The sequence below is a fragment of the Celeribacter litoreus genome, assembly GCF_020165855.1.
Classification (GTDB): Bacteria; Pseudomonadota; Alphaproteobacteria; order Rhodobacterales; family Rhodobacteraceae; genus Celeribacter; species Celeribacter litoreus.
Window position 1 is genome coordinate 360,781 of the sequence record NZ_JAIUFY010000005.1, and the last position, 14,533, is coordinate 375,313.

12 protein-coding genes and 1 riboswitch are annotated in these 14,533 nt (G+C 59.1%); of the genes, 7 read left to right on the top strand and 5 right to left on the bottom strand.

The window, feature by feature from the left end; translation table 11 throughout:
* Positions 1-44 precede the first annotated feature (44 nt).
* Both LA304_RS03730 and LA304_RS03735 read left to right on the top strand, forming a co-directional pair.
* Positions 45-704 carry an SDR family NAD(P)-dependent oxidoreductase gene (locus LA304_RS03730; RefSeq protein ID WP_224501778.1) on the top strand — a complete coding sequence of 220 codons (660 nt, stop codon included), beginning with the start codon at positions 45-47 and terminating at the stop codon, positions 702-704.
* Complete coding sequence (locus LA304_RS03735) at positions 701-2,233, top strand: cryptochrome/photolyase family protein (protein WP_224501779.1); 1,533 nt, start codon at positions 701-703, stop codon at positions 2,231-2,233. Before LA304_RS03730 ends, LA304_RS03735 begins: the two co-directional genes overlap by 4 nt.
* Before the next feature lie 18 nt (positions 2,234-2,251).
* Here the strand turns inward: LA304_RS03735 and LA304_RS03740 are convergent, their stop codons facing one another.
* Positions 2,252-3,703, bottom strand: coding sequence for an MORN repeat-containing protein (locus LA304_RS03740; RefSeq protein ID WP_224501780.1), 1,452 nt, complete (start codon positions 3,701-3,703; stop codon positions 2,252-2,254).
* A gap of 132 nt (positions 3,704-3,835) precedes the next feature.
* Here LA304_RS03740 and LA304_RS03745 point away from each other — a divergent pair, with 132 nt between their 5' ends.
* Complete coding sequence (locus LA304_RS03745) at positions 3,836-5,494, top strand: NAD+ synthase (RefSeq protein WP_224501781.1); 1,659 nt, start codon at positions 3,836-3,838, stop codon at positions 5,492-5,494.
* A gap of 10 nt (positions 5,495-5,504) precedes the next feature.
* On the opposite strand, the gene LA304_RS03750 is transcribed toward LA304_RS03745, so the two are convergent.
* The 3 genes from LA304_RS03750 to LA304_RS03760 form a co-directional block, all read right to left on the bottom strand.
* Positions 5,505-6,458, bottom strand: a complete 954-nt coding sequence (locus LA304_RS03750; RefSeq protein ID WP_224501782.1) for a 1-phosphofructokinase family hexose kinase — start codon at positions 6,456-6,458, stop codon at positions 5,505-5,507.
* A 267-nt stretch (positions 6,459-6,725) separates the two neighbouring features.
* Positions 6,726-7,652, bottom strand: coding sequence for an MBL fold metallo-hydrolase (locus LA304_RS03755; protein WP_224501783.1), 927 nt, complete (start codon positions 7,650-7,652; stop codon positions 6,726-6,728).
* Between the two features lie 93 nt (positions 7,653-7,745).
* The gene (locus tag LA304_RS03760) at positions 7,746-8,162 is read right to left on the bottom strand and encodes a metallopeptidase family protein (protein WP_224501784.1); all 417 of its coding nucleotides are present in this window, start codon (positions 8,160-8,162) and stop codon (positions 7,746-7,748) included.
* Positions 8,163-8,243: 81 nt separating this feature from the next.
* On the opposite strand from LA304_RS03760, the gene gltX reads away from it, so the two are divergent.
* The 4 genes from gltX to gcvP all read left to right on the top strand — a co-directional run bounded on the left by gltX (position 8,244) and on the right by gcvP (position 14,320).
* The gene (gene gltX / locus LA304_RS03765) at positions 8,244-9,566 is read left to right on the top strand and encodes a glutamate--tRNA ligase (RefSeq protein WP_224501785.1); all 1,323 of its coding nucleotides are present in this window, start codon (positions 8,244-8,246) and stop codon (positions 9,564-9,566) included.
* A gap of 139 nt (positions 9,567-9,705) precedes the next feature.
* Positions 9,706-9,789: riboswitch (glycine riboswitch) on the top strand.
* Positions 9,790-9,923: 134 nt separating this feature from the next.
* The gene (gcvT, locus tag LA304_RS03770) at positions 9,924-11,063 is read left to right on the top strand and encodes a glycine cleavage system aminomethyltransferase GcvT (protein WP_224501786.1); all 1,140 of its coding nucleotides are present in this window, start codon (positions 9,924-9,926) and stop codon (positions 11,061-11,063) included.
* Positions 11,064-11,102: 39 nt separating this feature from the next.
* Positions 11,103-11,462, top strand: a complete 360-nt coding sequence (gene gcvH, locus LA304_RS03775) for a glycine cleavage system protein GcvH (RefSeq protein WP_224502473.1) — start codon at positions 11,103-11,105, stop codon at positions 11,460-11,462.
* 11 nt (positions 11,463-11,473) lie between these two features.
* Positions 11,474-14,320: an aminomethyl-transferring glycine dehydrogenase gene (gene gcvP / locus LA304_RS03780; protein ID WP_224501787.1), complete on the top strand. Its 2,847-nt coding sequence runs from the start codon at positions 11,474-11,476 to the stop codon at positions 14,318-14,320.
* On the opposite strand, the gene LA304_RS03785 is transcribed toward gcvP, so the two are convergent.
* Entirely contained in the window at positions 14,321-14,506 is a 186-nt protein-coding gene (locus LA304_RS03785) for a hypothetical protein (protein ID WP_224501788.1), read from the bottom strand.
* Positions 14,507-14,533 lie beyond the last annotated feature (27 nt).

A 14,533-nucleotide genomic window follows, 5' to 3' on the forward strand; every position in this document is an offset into this window, starting at 1 on the left:
AAACGCTCTCCCGTATTACCTCTAAGAGATACGGGAGAACGAACATGCAAAGAGCACTCGTAATCGGGTCTTCGGGCGGTATTGGCGCGGCGGTTGCCGATGAGCTGACCGCCCGTAATTTTGAGGTGACACCGCTGTCGCGCGCGGAGCACGGGTTTGATTTGCGTGATCCCGCGATGGTCGAGCAAGCGCTCGGTAAGGTCGAGGGGCCTTTCGACACCGTTGTTGTCGCAACGGGGCAGCTCGCAGGGGCAGGGCGCCCTCCGGAAAAGATGCTCAAGGCCATCACCGCCGAAGCGCTCTCCGAACAATTCGCCGTCAATGCCATAGGCCCCGCGCTCATCCTCCGCCACCTGCCCCGCCTGTTGCCTAAAGACGCGCCCTCGAAGGCCTTGATCATCACCGCGCGGGTCGGTTCGATTGGCGATAACGGCTTGGGCGGATGGTATAGCTACCGCGCGGCCAAGGCCGCCGCGAACCAGCTCGTCCACACCGCCGCGATTGAACTGGCGCGGAGCCACAAACAGGCCTGCCTTCTCGCCTATCATCCAGGAACGGTCGCCACGCGGTTCACGGAAAACTACCCGCGAGAGAAGCTCTCTCCAGAGGCCGCCGCGGAGCATCTGCTCAATGTCATGGAGGCGCATGGCCCCGAGGACACAGGCCGCTTTTATGACTGGAAGAACACCGAGGTGCCGTGGTGAGCGATCCCAAGGTCATTCTTATCCTCGGCGATCAACTCACACCGGAGATTTCGTCGCTCAAAGGCGCCGACAAGTCCCGCGATGTCGTCGTTATGGCCGAGGTCGGGGCGGAGACGGATTATGTCCCCCACCACCCGAAAAAGATCGCGCTCATTTTCTCCGCCATGCGCCACTTCGCGCGGGAGTTGGAGGAGGCCGGTTGGACGGTCGCCTACACCCGTCTCGATGACCCAGAGAACACGCATTCCGTCTATGGCGAGGCCCGCCGCCATGCCGAACGTGTGGGCGCAAAAGAGATCGTGATGACGGAGGCCGGAGAGTGGCGTTTGCGCCTCGAGGCCGACGAAAGTCCGACACTTGTCCGACAAAAGTCCGACACCCGTTTTTTCGCCTCAGAAAGGGACTTCGCGGACTGGGCGAAGGGCCGAAAAGCGCTCCGTATGGAGTATTTCTACCGCGAAATGCGGCGCAAAACCGGCCTGCTGATGGACGATGGCGAGCCCTGTGGTGGCAAGTGGAATTTCGATCATGACAACCGCAAACCGGCGTCCGACGATCTCTTCCGCGTAGCGCCGATAACGTTCGAGCAGGACGAGATCACGTCGGAGGCCCTAGATCTCGTCGAGGTAAAATTCGGAAGTAATTTCGGTGATTTACACCCGTTCTCGATGGCCGTCACGCGCGCTGATGCGGAGGCGGCTAGGGACCATTTCCTAGACCATCACCTCGCGGATTTCGGCACCTATCAGGACGCAATGCTGAGTTCTGATCGCACCCTGCATCACTCGCTTTTGTCCGCCTATCTCAACATCGGCCTGCTCGACCCGCTCGACCTCTGCCGAGAAGTCGAGGCCCGCTACCGCGCAGGCAAAGTCCCCATCAACTCCGCCGAAGGCTTCATCCGCCAAATCCTGGGCTGGCGAGAATACGTCCGCGGCCTCTATTTCCTCAAAGGTCCCGACTATCCAAACCAGAATAAATTGAACCATCAGAGGAAGTTACCGCCTCTCTATTGGGGGGCGGAAACGAAGATGAATTGCCTCTCCCACGCGGTTTTGCAGACCAAAGAGGACGCCTACGCCCACCATATCCAGAGACTCATGGTTACGGGGAACTTCGCGCTTATTGCAGGCATCAATCCGAAAGAGGTCCACGAATGGTATCTCTCTGTTTACATTGACGCTTTCGAATGGGTGGAGGCGCCCAACACGGTCGGAATGAGCCAATTCGCGGACGGCGGCGTGATCGCGTCGAAACCCTATGTGTCGTCAGGCAATTATATCCACAAAATGTCCGACTACTGTGGCGACTGCCACTACTCTGTGAGCCGCAAAACGGGCGAGGGGGCGTGCCCGTTCAACCTGCTTTACTGGGCCTTCATGGATCGGCACCGCGAGCGTTTCGAGAAGAACCCGCGCATGGCGCAGATGTATCGCACGTGGGACCGGATGGACGAAGACAAACGCGAGACAGTTTTGCGAGAAGCGGACAGGTTTTTGACCCGCCTATCGAAAGGTGAACCTGTCTAAGTGGTTGATGCGAAAGAGCTACTCAGACGTCGCCGCAGCTGGCGTCTGAGTGGTGTCAGACGCGTCGACGGACACGAGGGCCCCGTCCACCCAATCACCCGCGGCGATGCGTCCGTCTGTGTAGGTGATGGTGCCGCGCCCATTGGGCTTGCCCGCCACAAACATGCCTTCATAAACATCGCCGTTCGCATAGGTCGCTACGCCGCGTCCCTGAATGATGCCGTCGGACCACTCACCCGTGTAGGTGAAACCCGATGGCATCTCGAGCGTGCCGACACCGTCGCGTTCTCCGGTGACAAAATCGCCCTCATAGCGCTCGCCATCGGCATATGTGCCGATCCCTTTGCCCTCGCGAAGCCCGTTGATCCAACTTCCTTCGTAGATGTAGCCGTTGGGAAAGGTCATTTTCCCCGTCCCATGGTTCAGAGCGTTCTTGAACTCGCCCTCATATACGAGTCCGCCTGCGTACCGCGCAACGCCGACACCCTCCGGAACGCCGCCGACCCAGTCTCCTTCATAGGTGGTACCGTTGGGATAGGTGATGATCCCTTCGCCATCGGACAAATCGTCTTTGAATTCGCCGACATAGACGGAGCCGTCCGGGTAGATGACCTGACCCTCGCCCTCGATGCGACCGTGAGCCCAGGTGCCCGTGTAGGTGTATCCGTCCGCCCCCGTAAAGGTGCCTGTCCCGTGACGTTTGTCGTCGTCGAAGGCCCCATCGTAGACATCGCCGTTCGCGTAGGTGACTTTGCCCGCGCCATGCCGTTTGCCCGCGACCAGTTCGCCGACGAAGACATCGCCGTTCGGCTGAGTGATCGTGCCTTGGCCGTTGCAGTGGTTCTCAACCCAGCTGCAATCGATGGTCAGCCCTTCCTCGGTTTTGAGAATGCCCTGACCGTGCCGCATGTCACGCGCAAATTCCCCTTCGTAGGTTGCGCCTTCGGGGTAGGTGATTATTCCACGTCCCTCTTTCTGGCCGTTCACCCAGCCCCCTTCGTAGATATAACCGGAGGGGCGCTCTAGCCGCCCTTGACCATGGTGTTTGGCTGCGAGGAAACCGCCTTCGTATTTGACACCATTCGCGAGGACCTCGACGCCAGAGCCAGTTGCAGCGCCCTCTACCCAGTCGCCTTCGTAGGTGTCGCCATTTGCATAGGTTATTTTGCCGAAGCCATGTGGCTTGCCTTGTGCGAACGCGCCTTCGTAGATGGAGCCGTCAACAAATCGGGCAATGCCCTGACCTTTGATTTCCCCCATTACCCATTCGCCCGTGTATTCGAAGCCATTGGGTAGCCGGTAGCTTCCGACACCATCGCGGAGGCCGTCGGTAAAGGTCCCTTCGTAGATGCCGCCCTCTTCGAACTGGTGCGTTTCCACGTCCCCGTTCGACTGTGCATAGCCGGGAGCGCAAAGTCCTCCGATGAAGCTCACCGTCAACAATGCGCTGCGCAGTCCTGTCCGTATCATGCTGTCTCCCGGGCCGAATTCTGCGCCAGCGTAGAAAGAAGCGCGGCGGGCTTCAAATGTTTTTGCCGTGATCGGCTTTTCCTCGCGTGTCTTTCTGCTAAACCCCTAGACAAAGAGAACAGGACGCGCGGTATGACTGACAAGTTTCGCCTGACATTGGCTCAACTCAACCCGATTGTGGGCGCTATCGACGCCAATGCGGATATGGTGCGCACCGCCCATGCCGAAGCGAAAGCCGCCGATGCGGATATGATCGCATTCCCCGAACTGTTCCTCATCGGCTATCAGCCGCAGGATTTGGTGATGAAGCCCGCTTTGGTCAATGCCGCGATGGCGAAAGCCGAAGAACTCGCGGCTCTGACAGTCGATGGTCCGGCGATTGGGGTCGGGGCGCCCTATGCCTACGGTGACGAGCTCTACAACGGCTATTGGATTTTGGCCGAAGGCCGCGTGAAGCAGGTGCTCCGCAAACATCACCTGCCGAACTACAACGTCTTCGATGAAAAGCGCCTGTTCGCAGAGGGGCCAGTAGAAGGTCCGTATGCGATCAACCTTCTGCGTCTCGGGTCCCCGATCTGTGAGGACGCATGGCATGAGGATGTTGCTGAGGCTCAGGTCGAAAGTGGGGCGGAAATCCTGCTCGTGCCCAACGGATCGCCGTATTATCGCAACAAATTCAACACCCGCCTCACGCATATGGTCTCGCGTGTGATCGAGAATGACGTGCCGCTCGTGTATCTCAACATGGTCGGCGGTCAGGATGATCAGGTGTTTGATGGCGGCTCCTTCGTCCTGAACCGTCACGGCAAACCGGCGCATATCCTGCCGGTGTTCGATGAATGCGTGCGTCAGGTCGACTTTGAGAAACTGGACGGTCGCTGGGTCGCCATTGAGGGTGAGATCACCCATCATCCCGAGGAGTGGGAGCAGGACTACCGCGCGATGGTCGAGAGTCTGCGCGATTACCTCGGGAAAACCGGTTTCAAAAAGGTGGTTCTGGGTCTCTCCGGCGGGATCGACAGTGCGATTGTTGCGACGATTGCAACCGATGCCTTGGGCGCCGAAAACGTGCACTGCGTCATGCTGCCGTCCGAGTACACCTCGCAAGGGTCGCTCGATGACGCCAAAGACATCGCAACGCGCCTCGGGTGCCGCTACGACTTCGTGCCGATCTCCGAGGGGCGCGATGCCATTACCAACACGCTCTCGCCGATTTTCGGCGATCTGCCGTTCGATGTGACCGAAGAGAACATCCAGTCCCGTCTGCGTGGTCTGCTGCTCATGGCGATGTCGAACAAGTTCGGCTCTATGCTTTTGACGACGGGTAACAAATCCGAAGTGGCCGTTGGCTATTGCACCATCTATGGCGACATGAACGGTGGCTTTAATCCCATCAAAGACCTCTACAAAACTCGCGTGTTCGAGCAATGCCGCTGGCGCAACGCTAACCACCGTCCCTGGATGAAAGGGCCGGAAGGGGAAGTCATTCCTGTCTCGATCATCGACAAGCCGCCCTCAGCAGAGCTGCGTCCGGATCAGAAGGATGAGGATAGCCTGCCGCCATACGAGGTGCTGGATGCAATCCTTGAGGGTCTTGTAGATCGCGACGAAAGCGTTGCCGATCTCGTTGCTGCAGGGTTTGACAGGGCAACCGTGAAGAAGATCGAGCATCTGCTCTACATCTCGGAATACAAGCGCTTTCAGTCTGCTCCGGGCACGCGTCTGACCCAGCGTGCATTCTGGCTCGACCGCCGTTATCCGATTGTGAACCGCTGGCGCGACCACAGCTAAGGCCGCGTTCCTAGACGTCTTCCAATTCGCATCCCGTCAGAAGCCGCGTGACATCTGTCTCGCTGCAAAGCTGCGTGCCTGCCGTGAGAACCGCCGCTGCCGCAGCCGTCGTGCCGAAACGCAAAGACTCTTGCATCGTATCCCCTCGCGTGAGGGCCATCGAAAAGGCACCAACGAAGCTATCGCCCGCGCCAACGGCAGACACAACTTCCTCTGGGTCGATGGCGCGGGAGGCATGCCAACGACCGCCCGCATTCGCAAGGGTCGACCCGTCGGCGCCGCGCGCGATGATGACGTTCTCGGCAATCCCCTTATTCACCAATTCAGAGGCGAAGTCTGCGGTGTCTTTCCGCGTCGGCAGTGCGTGTCCGCATAGGTCCTCGGCCTCAACGTCGTCCATACGCAGGACATAGGGATTGGCCGGATGTTTGACCAATTCGTGCAACGGTTTGCCGGAGGTGTCGACAAAGAGTTTGACGCCTTTCTCGGTGAGGCGACGTGAAAGGCGGGCGGGATAATCCATCGGAACGCCAGGAGGCTGGGAGCCGGAGAGCACGACCACGCCACCAACCGGAGCGGCATAGGCGATGGCTGTTAAAGACTCATCGACCATGTCGTGGTTCCAGTAAGGTCCAGGCATTACGAAGCGGTATTGCTTGCCGGTCTCCTGTTCCGTGATCGCCATCGATTGTCGTGTCGCGCCGCCGGTCACGGAGAAGGCAGTGAAGCGCACCTTTTCTTCGGCGAGGAGGCGGAGCAAATGCGCGCCGGTTTCGCCACCTACCGCCGTAAAGGCTGTGCTCTCGCCTCCGAGGAATTTGATGGCACGAGACACGTTGATCCCGCCTCCTCCCGGATCGGCCTCCGGATTGGTGCAGCGCAACTTCGGACCCGCAGAGACCTCTGGTGTGGAGGTCGAGAGATCCACAGTGGGATTGAGCGTGATCGTCAGGATCTGTGTCATCAGCGTCTCCTTGCGAAGTGCGACTCTGTTTCGAAGGGCACTCTACGCCCGATAGCGTTAACATCTTTGATTGAAATCACAGTAGCGGAGATTTCTCGGAAATAGTCTGATTTTTCGAATGCTTAATCAATCAGAAGCAAAGTCTTGTAAGGGCCATCTTAGCACATTTGCGGAAAAAATGCGCGTCGGGTCCTGATGCCGCAAAATGAAAACGGCCCCGACAGAAGCGGGGCCGTAAAATTTAGTGCGTGTCGCAATGCCGAAGTCTCAGGTTTCGATCATCATCTGGTAGCTGGACGGCACATACTCGTACCCGCTATCGCGGTTGGCGACATAGCCGAGGGCAGGGAAGGGCATGTGGTAGCCGATGAATGGCACGCGGTCCGTTGCCATCATATCGAGCAGCTTGCGACGCGTTTGGGCGGCGGCGGCTTTGTCTGCGTCATAGAGCACTTCCCAATCCGGATGTGCGAGCGAGTAGACGTAGTGGTTCGCAAAATCGGCGCCGAGGATCAGGCGTTCGCCTTCGCTTTCCACATGGAAGGCCATGTGTCCCGGTGTGTGCCCAAACGCGGCCATCGCGGTGATACCGGAGGTCACGTCGGTGCCATCATCGAGTAGGTCGAACCTGTCCTGCAGGGGGCGAATTTTGGCTTCGAACCCATCGTTGCCGGACATGTCCCAATGGTCCATCTCGACAGAGCCGGTGGAGTAGGCAGCGTTCGCGAAGGTTGGCGCATCGCTATACATGCCGCCGATGTGGTCGCCGTGCATGTGCGTGACAACAACTCGGTCCACCTGATCTGCGGTATATCCTGCGGCGGCGAGGGCCGCGACGATCCCGTCCGGCGAGAGGCCGGTGTCAAATAGGATCAGTTCAGAACCGGTGTTGATGAGGGTCGGAGTGAAGAAGAACTGCGCCGCATCAGGAGAAATGAAGTTGGCCTCAGAAGCGGCGGCGAATTCCTCTGGTGTTGCGTTCAGTCCGAAAATCTTCTGCGGTTCAGGCACCGTGCGGGTGCCCGCCAAGAGTGTGGTGACCTCAAATGCGCCGAGCTTGAAGCGACGGTAAGGCGGCAAAGCCGCACCCATTTGCGGCGCCTCGGCGCGGGCTGAAAGCGGCAGAGAAGCTGCTGCCGGAATAGCTGCGGCGCCGAGCATAAGGTGGCGGCGAGACAGGTGTGGTGTGTTCATGCGTAATCCTCCCGAGTTGCACTGTGCGTGTGGTATACGGACGAAATAGGGTGCGAACGTCACACAGCGAATGGGATCACGCGAACGTGAGGCTCAATCGTATTCCCACCATTTGTCGATGGTGGCGATGTCATCGTCAGACCAACCGAAATGGTGCGCCAACTCGTGCACCGTCACATGTGCGACCATCTGTTGAAGGGTCACGTTCCCGCGCATCACCCATTCATCGAGGATCGGACGACGGAAAAGCCAGATCGTGTCCGGCGCGGTCGCTTGGTCCATCGAGGATTTTTCCGTCATCGGAATACCAGTGTAGAGGCCGGTGAGCTCGAACGGGTCCTCAATGCCGATTTCGGCGAGCAAATCTTCGGGCGCGAAATCCATCACGGTGAGCGACACCTGAGAGGCCAGAACTTTGAAGGCGGGCGGGAGATCGGACATGGTGGCGCGGGCGATGTCTTCGATCATGTCCAGATCGGGGGCGCAGGCGTCATAAAGCGGTTCAGGCATTGATGTATCTCCGGTTGCGGCTGTCCCGATATGGACTCTTGAGGCGTGATATGAAAGAGGAAGCGCAACAGGAGTTTCAAAATGATCGTCACACGTTTCGCCCCTTCGCCGACGGGCTATATCCATGTTGGCAACCTGCGCACCGCGCTCTTCAACTATCTGATCACACGCAAGGCCGGCGGCCAGTTCATCCTGCGCCTTGATGACACCGATCAGGAGCGTTCGAAACCGGAATACGCAGACGGGATTCTCGAAGATCTCGAGTGGCTCGGTTTTACGTGGGATCGTCTTGAGCGTCAGTCCACACGTCTCGAGCGCTACCATGCGGCTGCAGATGAACTGCGCGAGAAGGGTCGTTTCTACGAAGCGTTCGAAACCCCGACGGAACTCGATCTGAAGCGTAAGAAGCAGCTCAACATGGGCAAGCCGCCAGTCTACGACCGTGCTGCTCTCGCGCTGTCTGAAGACGAGAAAGCGAAGCTCCGCGCCGAACGCGGCGACGGTGTGTGGCGTTTCAAGCTCGATCAAGAGCGGATCAACTGGACCGATGGCATCCTCGGCGACATCTCCATTGATGCGGCGTCTGTCTCTGATCCTGTTCTGATCCGTGCTGACGGTCAGTTCCTCTACACCCTCGCGTCCGTCTGTGATGACGTGGATTACGGTGTGACGAACATCGTGCGTGGCTCCGACCATGTGACCAACACCGCGACCCAGATCCAGATCATTGAGGCGCTTGGTGGCACGGTTCCGTCCTTTGCGCACCACTCCCTTCTGACTGGGCCGCAGGGTGAAGCGCTCTCGAAACGTCTCGGGACCCTGTCCCTGCGTGACCTGCGTGCGCAAGGCGTGGAGCCGATGGCACTCCTGTCTCTGATGGCGCGCCTCGGGTCGTCCCAGCCGGTCGAACTGCGCACCTCTATGGAGGAGTTGATCGAAGGGTTTGACCTGTCGCACTTCGGTGCGGCTCCGACCAAATTCGACAGCCAGGACCTGTTCGCTCTGACGTCGCAGATCAACCACAGTAAACCTTTCGAAGAGGTTGCAGACGATGTGGCTGCCCTCGGTGTGCCTTCTGAGATCGCCGAACCGTTCTGGAATGTCGTCCGCGAAAACATCACAGTCAAAGCCGACATGGCGGGCTGGTGGGAGCTGTTCCGTGATGGGGCTACGCCGCTCGTGGATGACGAGGACAAGGACTTCATCGCAGAGGCCTTCACCATGCTGCCCGAGCCGCCCTACACGGCGGACAGCTGGAAAGAGTGGACCACGGCTGTGAAAGAGGCGACGGGTCGTAAGGGCAAGGGCTTGTTCATGCCTCTGCGCAAGGCCGTGACCGGTATGGCGCATGGTCCGGACATGTCCAACGTTCTGCCACTTTTGCAGAAAAAGCCGACGCTTTAATAGCTTCTGTTTAAATAAACACAGAAAGCCGCCTCGGAACTCTCCGTATGGCGGCTTTTTACTGTCGAATTGTCGTAAGTTTCCTATCGGAAATATTTTCGGCTTGTCCCGAATCTTGCGCTTGCATAATGTCCCCTCAAATCGTGCGTTGGGAGAAGGGTCTCCCCTACCGAAGGAGCAACCGCCCCGGAAAACTCTCAGGTGAACGGACCTTCGCACGGTCAAAACTCTGGAGAGAGGGGTCTTGCGCCTCCGCCGAAGGGATAACGATCTCAGGCACACAGGACAGAGGGGGCATCATGGGCACGTGCGGCTTTCGGGCCGTAATGTGTCGACCAGATGCAAAAAGGGGATGCAATGTCTGATCAAGATACGGCTTTGAAGCGCACGCCGCTCTACGAATTCCACGTTGCGCATGGCGCGAAAATGGTGCCCTTTGCGGGCTACGAAATGCCGGTGCAATATCCGCTTGGCGTGATGAAAGAGCATCTCCACACGCGATCTGCGGCAGGTCTGTTTGACGTGTCGCATATGGGGCAGGTCATTTTGACCTCGGGCGACGGAAGGGAGGCCGTCGCCCGCGCCCTTGAAACGATTGTGCCGGTCGATGTTCTGGGTCTTAAACCGAACCGCCAGCGCTACGGGATTTTCACCGATGAAACCGGCGGCATTCTGGATGATCTCATGATCGCCAATACAGGTGACGCGCTCTTCCTCGTTGTGAACGCCGCTTGCAAGGCGGAAGACATCGCGCACATGCGGGCGGCGTTGCCTGCCAGTGTGACCGTTACGGAGATCGTCGACCGTGCGCTCTTGGCGCTTCAGGGGCCGAAGGCCGAAGAGGCTCTCGCTCGGATCGCGCCGCAGGTTGCCGATATGAAATTCATGGACAGCCTGCGTTTCGACGTCGATGGCGTGGAATGGTGGGTGTCTCGCTCCGGTTACACTGGTGAGGACGGCTACGAGATTTCCGTGCCCGCCGAGATTGCGACCCAAGTCGCCGAGACGCTCTGCGCGATGGAAGAGGTGGAGCCGATTGGCCTCGGTGCGCGGGATAGCCTGCGGCTTGAAGCGGGGCTTTGCCTCTATGGCCACGACATTGATACGAGCACGTCGCCCGTCGAGGGCAACATTGCTTGGGCCATTCAGAAAGTCCGCCGCACGGGTGGCGAGCGTGAAGGTGGCTTCCCTGGAGCTGATCGTATCCTTTCCGAGCTGCACAACGGCGCGGAGCGCAAACGCGTTGGTCTCCTGCCGCAGGGCCGTGCGCCGATGCGCGAAGGCACGCCGCTCTTCGCGACGCCCGAGAGCCAAACTCCGATCGGTGAAATTACATCCGGCGGCTTTGGTCCCTCCGTCGAGGGGCCTATTGCGATGGGATATGTCCCGATCGCCTATTCGTTGGACGGCACCCCCGTTTTCGCCGAACTCCGCGGAAAGCGCCTGCCCGTAACGGTTGCACCGATGCCCTTCCGCACCTCTACTTACAAACGCTGATACTCTATTCAAGGGACCGAAAAACTCATGGCCGCAGATATCAAATTCACCGAAGAACACGAATGGCTCCGCGTCGAGGATGACCTGATCGTCGTCGGCATCACCGAACACGCCGCTGAACAGCTTGGCGACGTTGTGTTCGTTGAGCTGCCGGAAGAAGGCACAACCGTTTCCAAAGACGATGAGGTCGTCGTGATCGAGAGCGTCAAAGCCGCCTCCGATATCCTCGCCCCGCTAGACGGAGAAATCGTCGAAGTGAACGAACCGCTCTCCGAAGATCCGGGCAAGGTGAACGAAGACCCGCTTGGCGATGCATGGTTCTTCAAGATGAAGATCGAAGACATGTCTGTGCTTGAGGACTTCATGTCCGAAGCGGAATACAAAGACTTTATCGGCTGAGGAACTGACACGTGGCCTATACCCCGTCGACCTATAACCCCTACGACTTTGCGAACCGCCGCCACATCGGCCCGTCTCCGGCGGAGATGGAAGAGATGCTGAAGGTGATCGGCGTGCGCTCTCTCGATGCGCTCATTGATCAGACCGTGCCCATGGGCATCCGTCAGATGGAGGCCTTGAGCTGGGCTCCGATGACAGAGCATGAGGTGCTCGGGCACATCCGCAAAGTCGCTAAGAAAAACGTCGTGATGACGTCCTTGATCGGGCAAGGTTTCTACGGGACGGCCACGCCGCCAGCGATCCAGCGCAACATCCTCGAAAATCCGGCATGGTATACGGCCTATACGCCCTACCAGCCGGAGATCGCGCAGGGGCGCCTTGAAGCGCTTCTGAACTTCCAGACGATGGTGTCGGATATGACCGGCCTGCCGGTCGCGAACGCTTCGCTCCTTGATGAGGCAACCGCCTGCGCCGAAGCCATGACCATGGCGCAGCGTGTGTCCAAATCCAAGATGACGCGCTTTTTCATCGACGAGGCCTGCCATCCGCAGAACATCGAAGTGATGAAGACGCGGGCCGAACCGCTCGATATCGAGATCATTGTGGGTAATCCCGTCGATCTCGATCCGGCGAAAGTCTTTGGCGCGATTTTCCAGTATCCGGGTACCTATGGCGGCGTCGAGGATTTCACCGACACGATTGCGACGCTCCATGAGGCAAAAGCCGTCGCGATCATGGCGACCGATCTCATGGCGCTCACCATGCTCAAAGAGCCGGGTGCGATGGACGCAGATATCGCCGTCGGGTCCGCGCAGCGCTTTGGTGTGCCGATGGGCTTTGGCGGCCCCCACGCGGCCTTCATGTCCTGCAAAGACGCGATGAAGCGCGCGATGCCAGGCCGGATTGTCGGTGTGTCGGTCGATGCGAACGGCAATCGCGCCTACCGCCTCTCGCTCCAAACCCGCGAACAACACATCCGCCGCGAAAAGGCGACGTCGAACGTCTGCACCGCACAGGCCCTGCTCGCGGTCATGGCGTCCTTCTATGCCGTGTTCCACGGACCGGACGGGCTCCGCGCCATCGGTGAACATATCCACTTCAATGCGATGCGTCTTGCTGAAGGGCTGAAGTCCGCTGGCTTCTCCATCTCTCCCGCAGCGTTCTATGACACCTTCACGGTCGAAGTGGGTGCAATGCAGGGCGTGATCCTCCGCTCCGCGAACGCAGAAGGGATCAACCTGCGCAAAGTCGGGAAGACAAAGATCGGTATTGCCGTTGATGAAATGGTCAACGCGGAAATCATTGGCAAAGTCTGGCGCGCGTTCGGACATGAAGCCGAAGTGCCTGCAGAGACCCAGTCCATCGGGCTTCCAGAAACGCTCCTCCGCGAGAGCGCCTACCTGACCCACGCAATCTTCGGGATGAACCGCGCCGAGGGCGAAATGATGCGCTACATGCGTCGCCTCGCAGACCGCGACCTCGCTCTTGACCGCGCGATGATCCCGCTCGGGTCCTGCACGATGAAGCTCAACGCCGCCGTCGAGATGATGCCGATCACCTGGCCTGAATTCAACGCGCTGCACCCCTACGCGCCGGAGGATCAGTCCGAAGGCTACACGGAGATGATCGACGACCTCTCCGACAAACTCTGCGAAATCACCGGCTATGATGCCATGTCGATGCAGCCGAACTCCGGTGCGCAGGGTGAATATGCCGGTCTGCTCGCGATCATGGGCTATCACCGCGCCAACGGTCAGGGCGGGCGCAATATCTGCCTCATTCCGATGAGCGCCCACGGGACGAACCCTGCGTCGGCGCAGATGTGTGGCCTCAAAGTCGTCGTCGTCAAATCCGCAGAGAATGGCGACATCGACCTCGAAGACTTCCGTGCGAAGGCCGAAGCCGCAGGGGATAAACTCGCCGCCTGCATGATCACCTACCCGTCGACCCATGGCGTGTTCGAAGAGACCGTGAAAGAGGTCTGCGAGATCACGCATACTTTCGGCGGTCAGGTGTATATGGATGGGGCGAACCTCAATGCGTTGGTTGGTCTCGCCAAACCCGGCGAGATCGGCTCCGACGTGTCCCACCTCAACCTGCACAAGACTTTCTGCATCCCACATGGCGGCGGTGGTCCGGGCATGGGCCCGATTGGTGTGAAGGCGCATCTCGCGCGTTTCCTGCCTGGCAATCCGGAGGGTGGCGACGCCATTGGTCCGGTGTCTGCAGCGCGCTTTGGTTCCGCGTCGATCCTTCCGATTTCTTGGGCCTATTGTCAGCTTATGGGCGGGCAGGGGCTCACGCAGGCCACGAAGGTCGCGATCCTCAATGCAAACTACATCGCGGCCCGTCTCGATGCAGCCTTCCCCGTTCTCTACAAAGGGACGCAGGGCCGCGTTGCGCACGAGTGCATCGTCGATCCGCGCGAGTTCGAGAAGACCACCGGCGTCACCGTTGATGACATCGCGAAACGCCTCATCGACAGCGGGTTCCACGCACCGACCATGTCGTTCCCTGTGCCGGGCACTCTGATGATTGAGCCGACGGAGTCGGAGACGAAGGCGGAGCTTGATCGCTTCTGCGAGGCGATGCTGTCGATCCGTGCGGAGATTGCGCAGATCGAGAACGGCGAACTGCCGGAGGATAACAATCCGCTCAAGCACGCACCGCATACGGTCAATGACCTCGTTGCGGATTGGGATCGTCCCTATTCGCGTGAGCAGGGCTGCTTCCCTCCGGGGGCCTTCCGTGTGGACAAATACTGGCCGCCGGTTGGCCGTGTGGACAACGCCTATGGCGATCGCAATCTGATCTGCCTTTGCCCGCCGCCGGAAAGCTATGTGGAAGCGGCCGAGTAATCAGCCGCGCTTTGGAAGCCGCAGGTCATCGAGGGTAAAGGAGATGCCTTGCGGCTCCAGCCACGCGTGAAAGCGCGAGATTTTTTCGTCCATCGAACAGGTATTAGACTGTTTCGCCATTTCCAATGCGTAGACGTCGCGCAGGCGAGTTTGTTCGGTCTCGGGAAGGTCTCTGAACGGTGTCATTTTGCCCTCTTGAAGAGTATCGTTGCA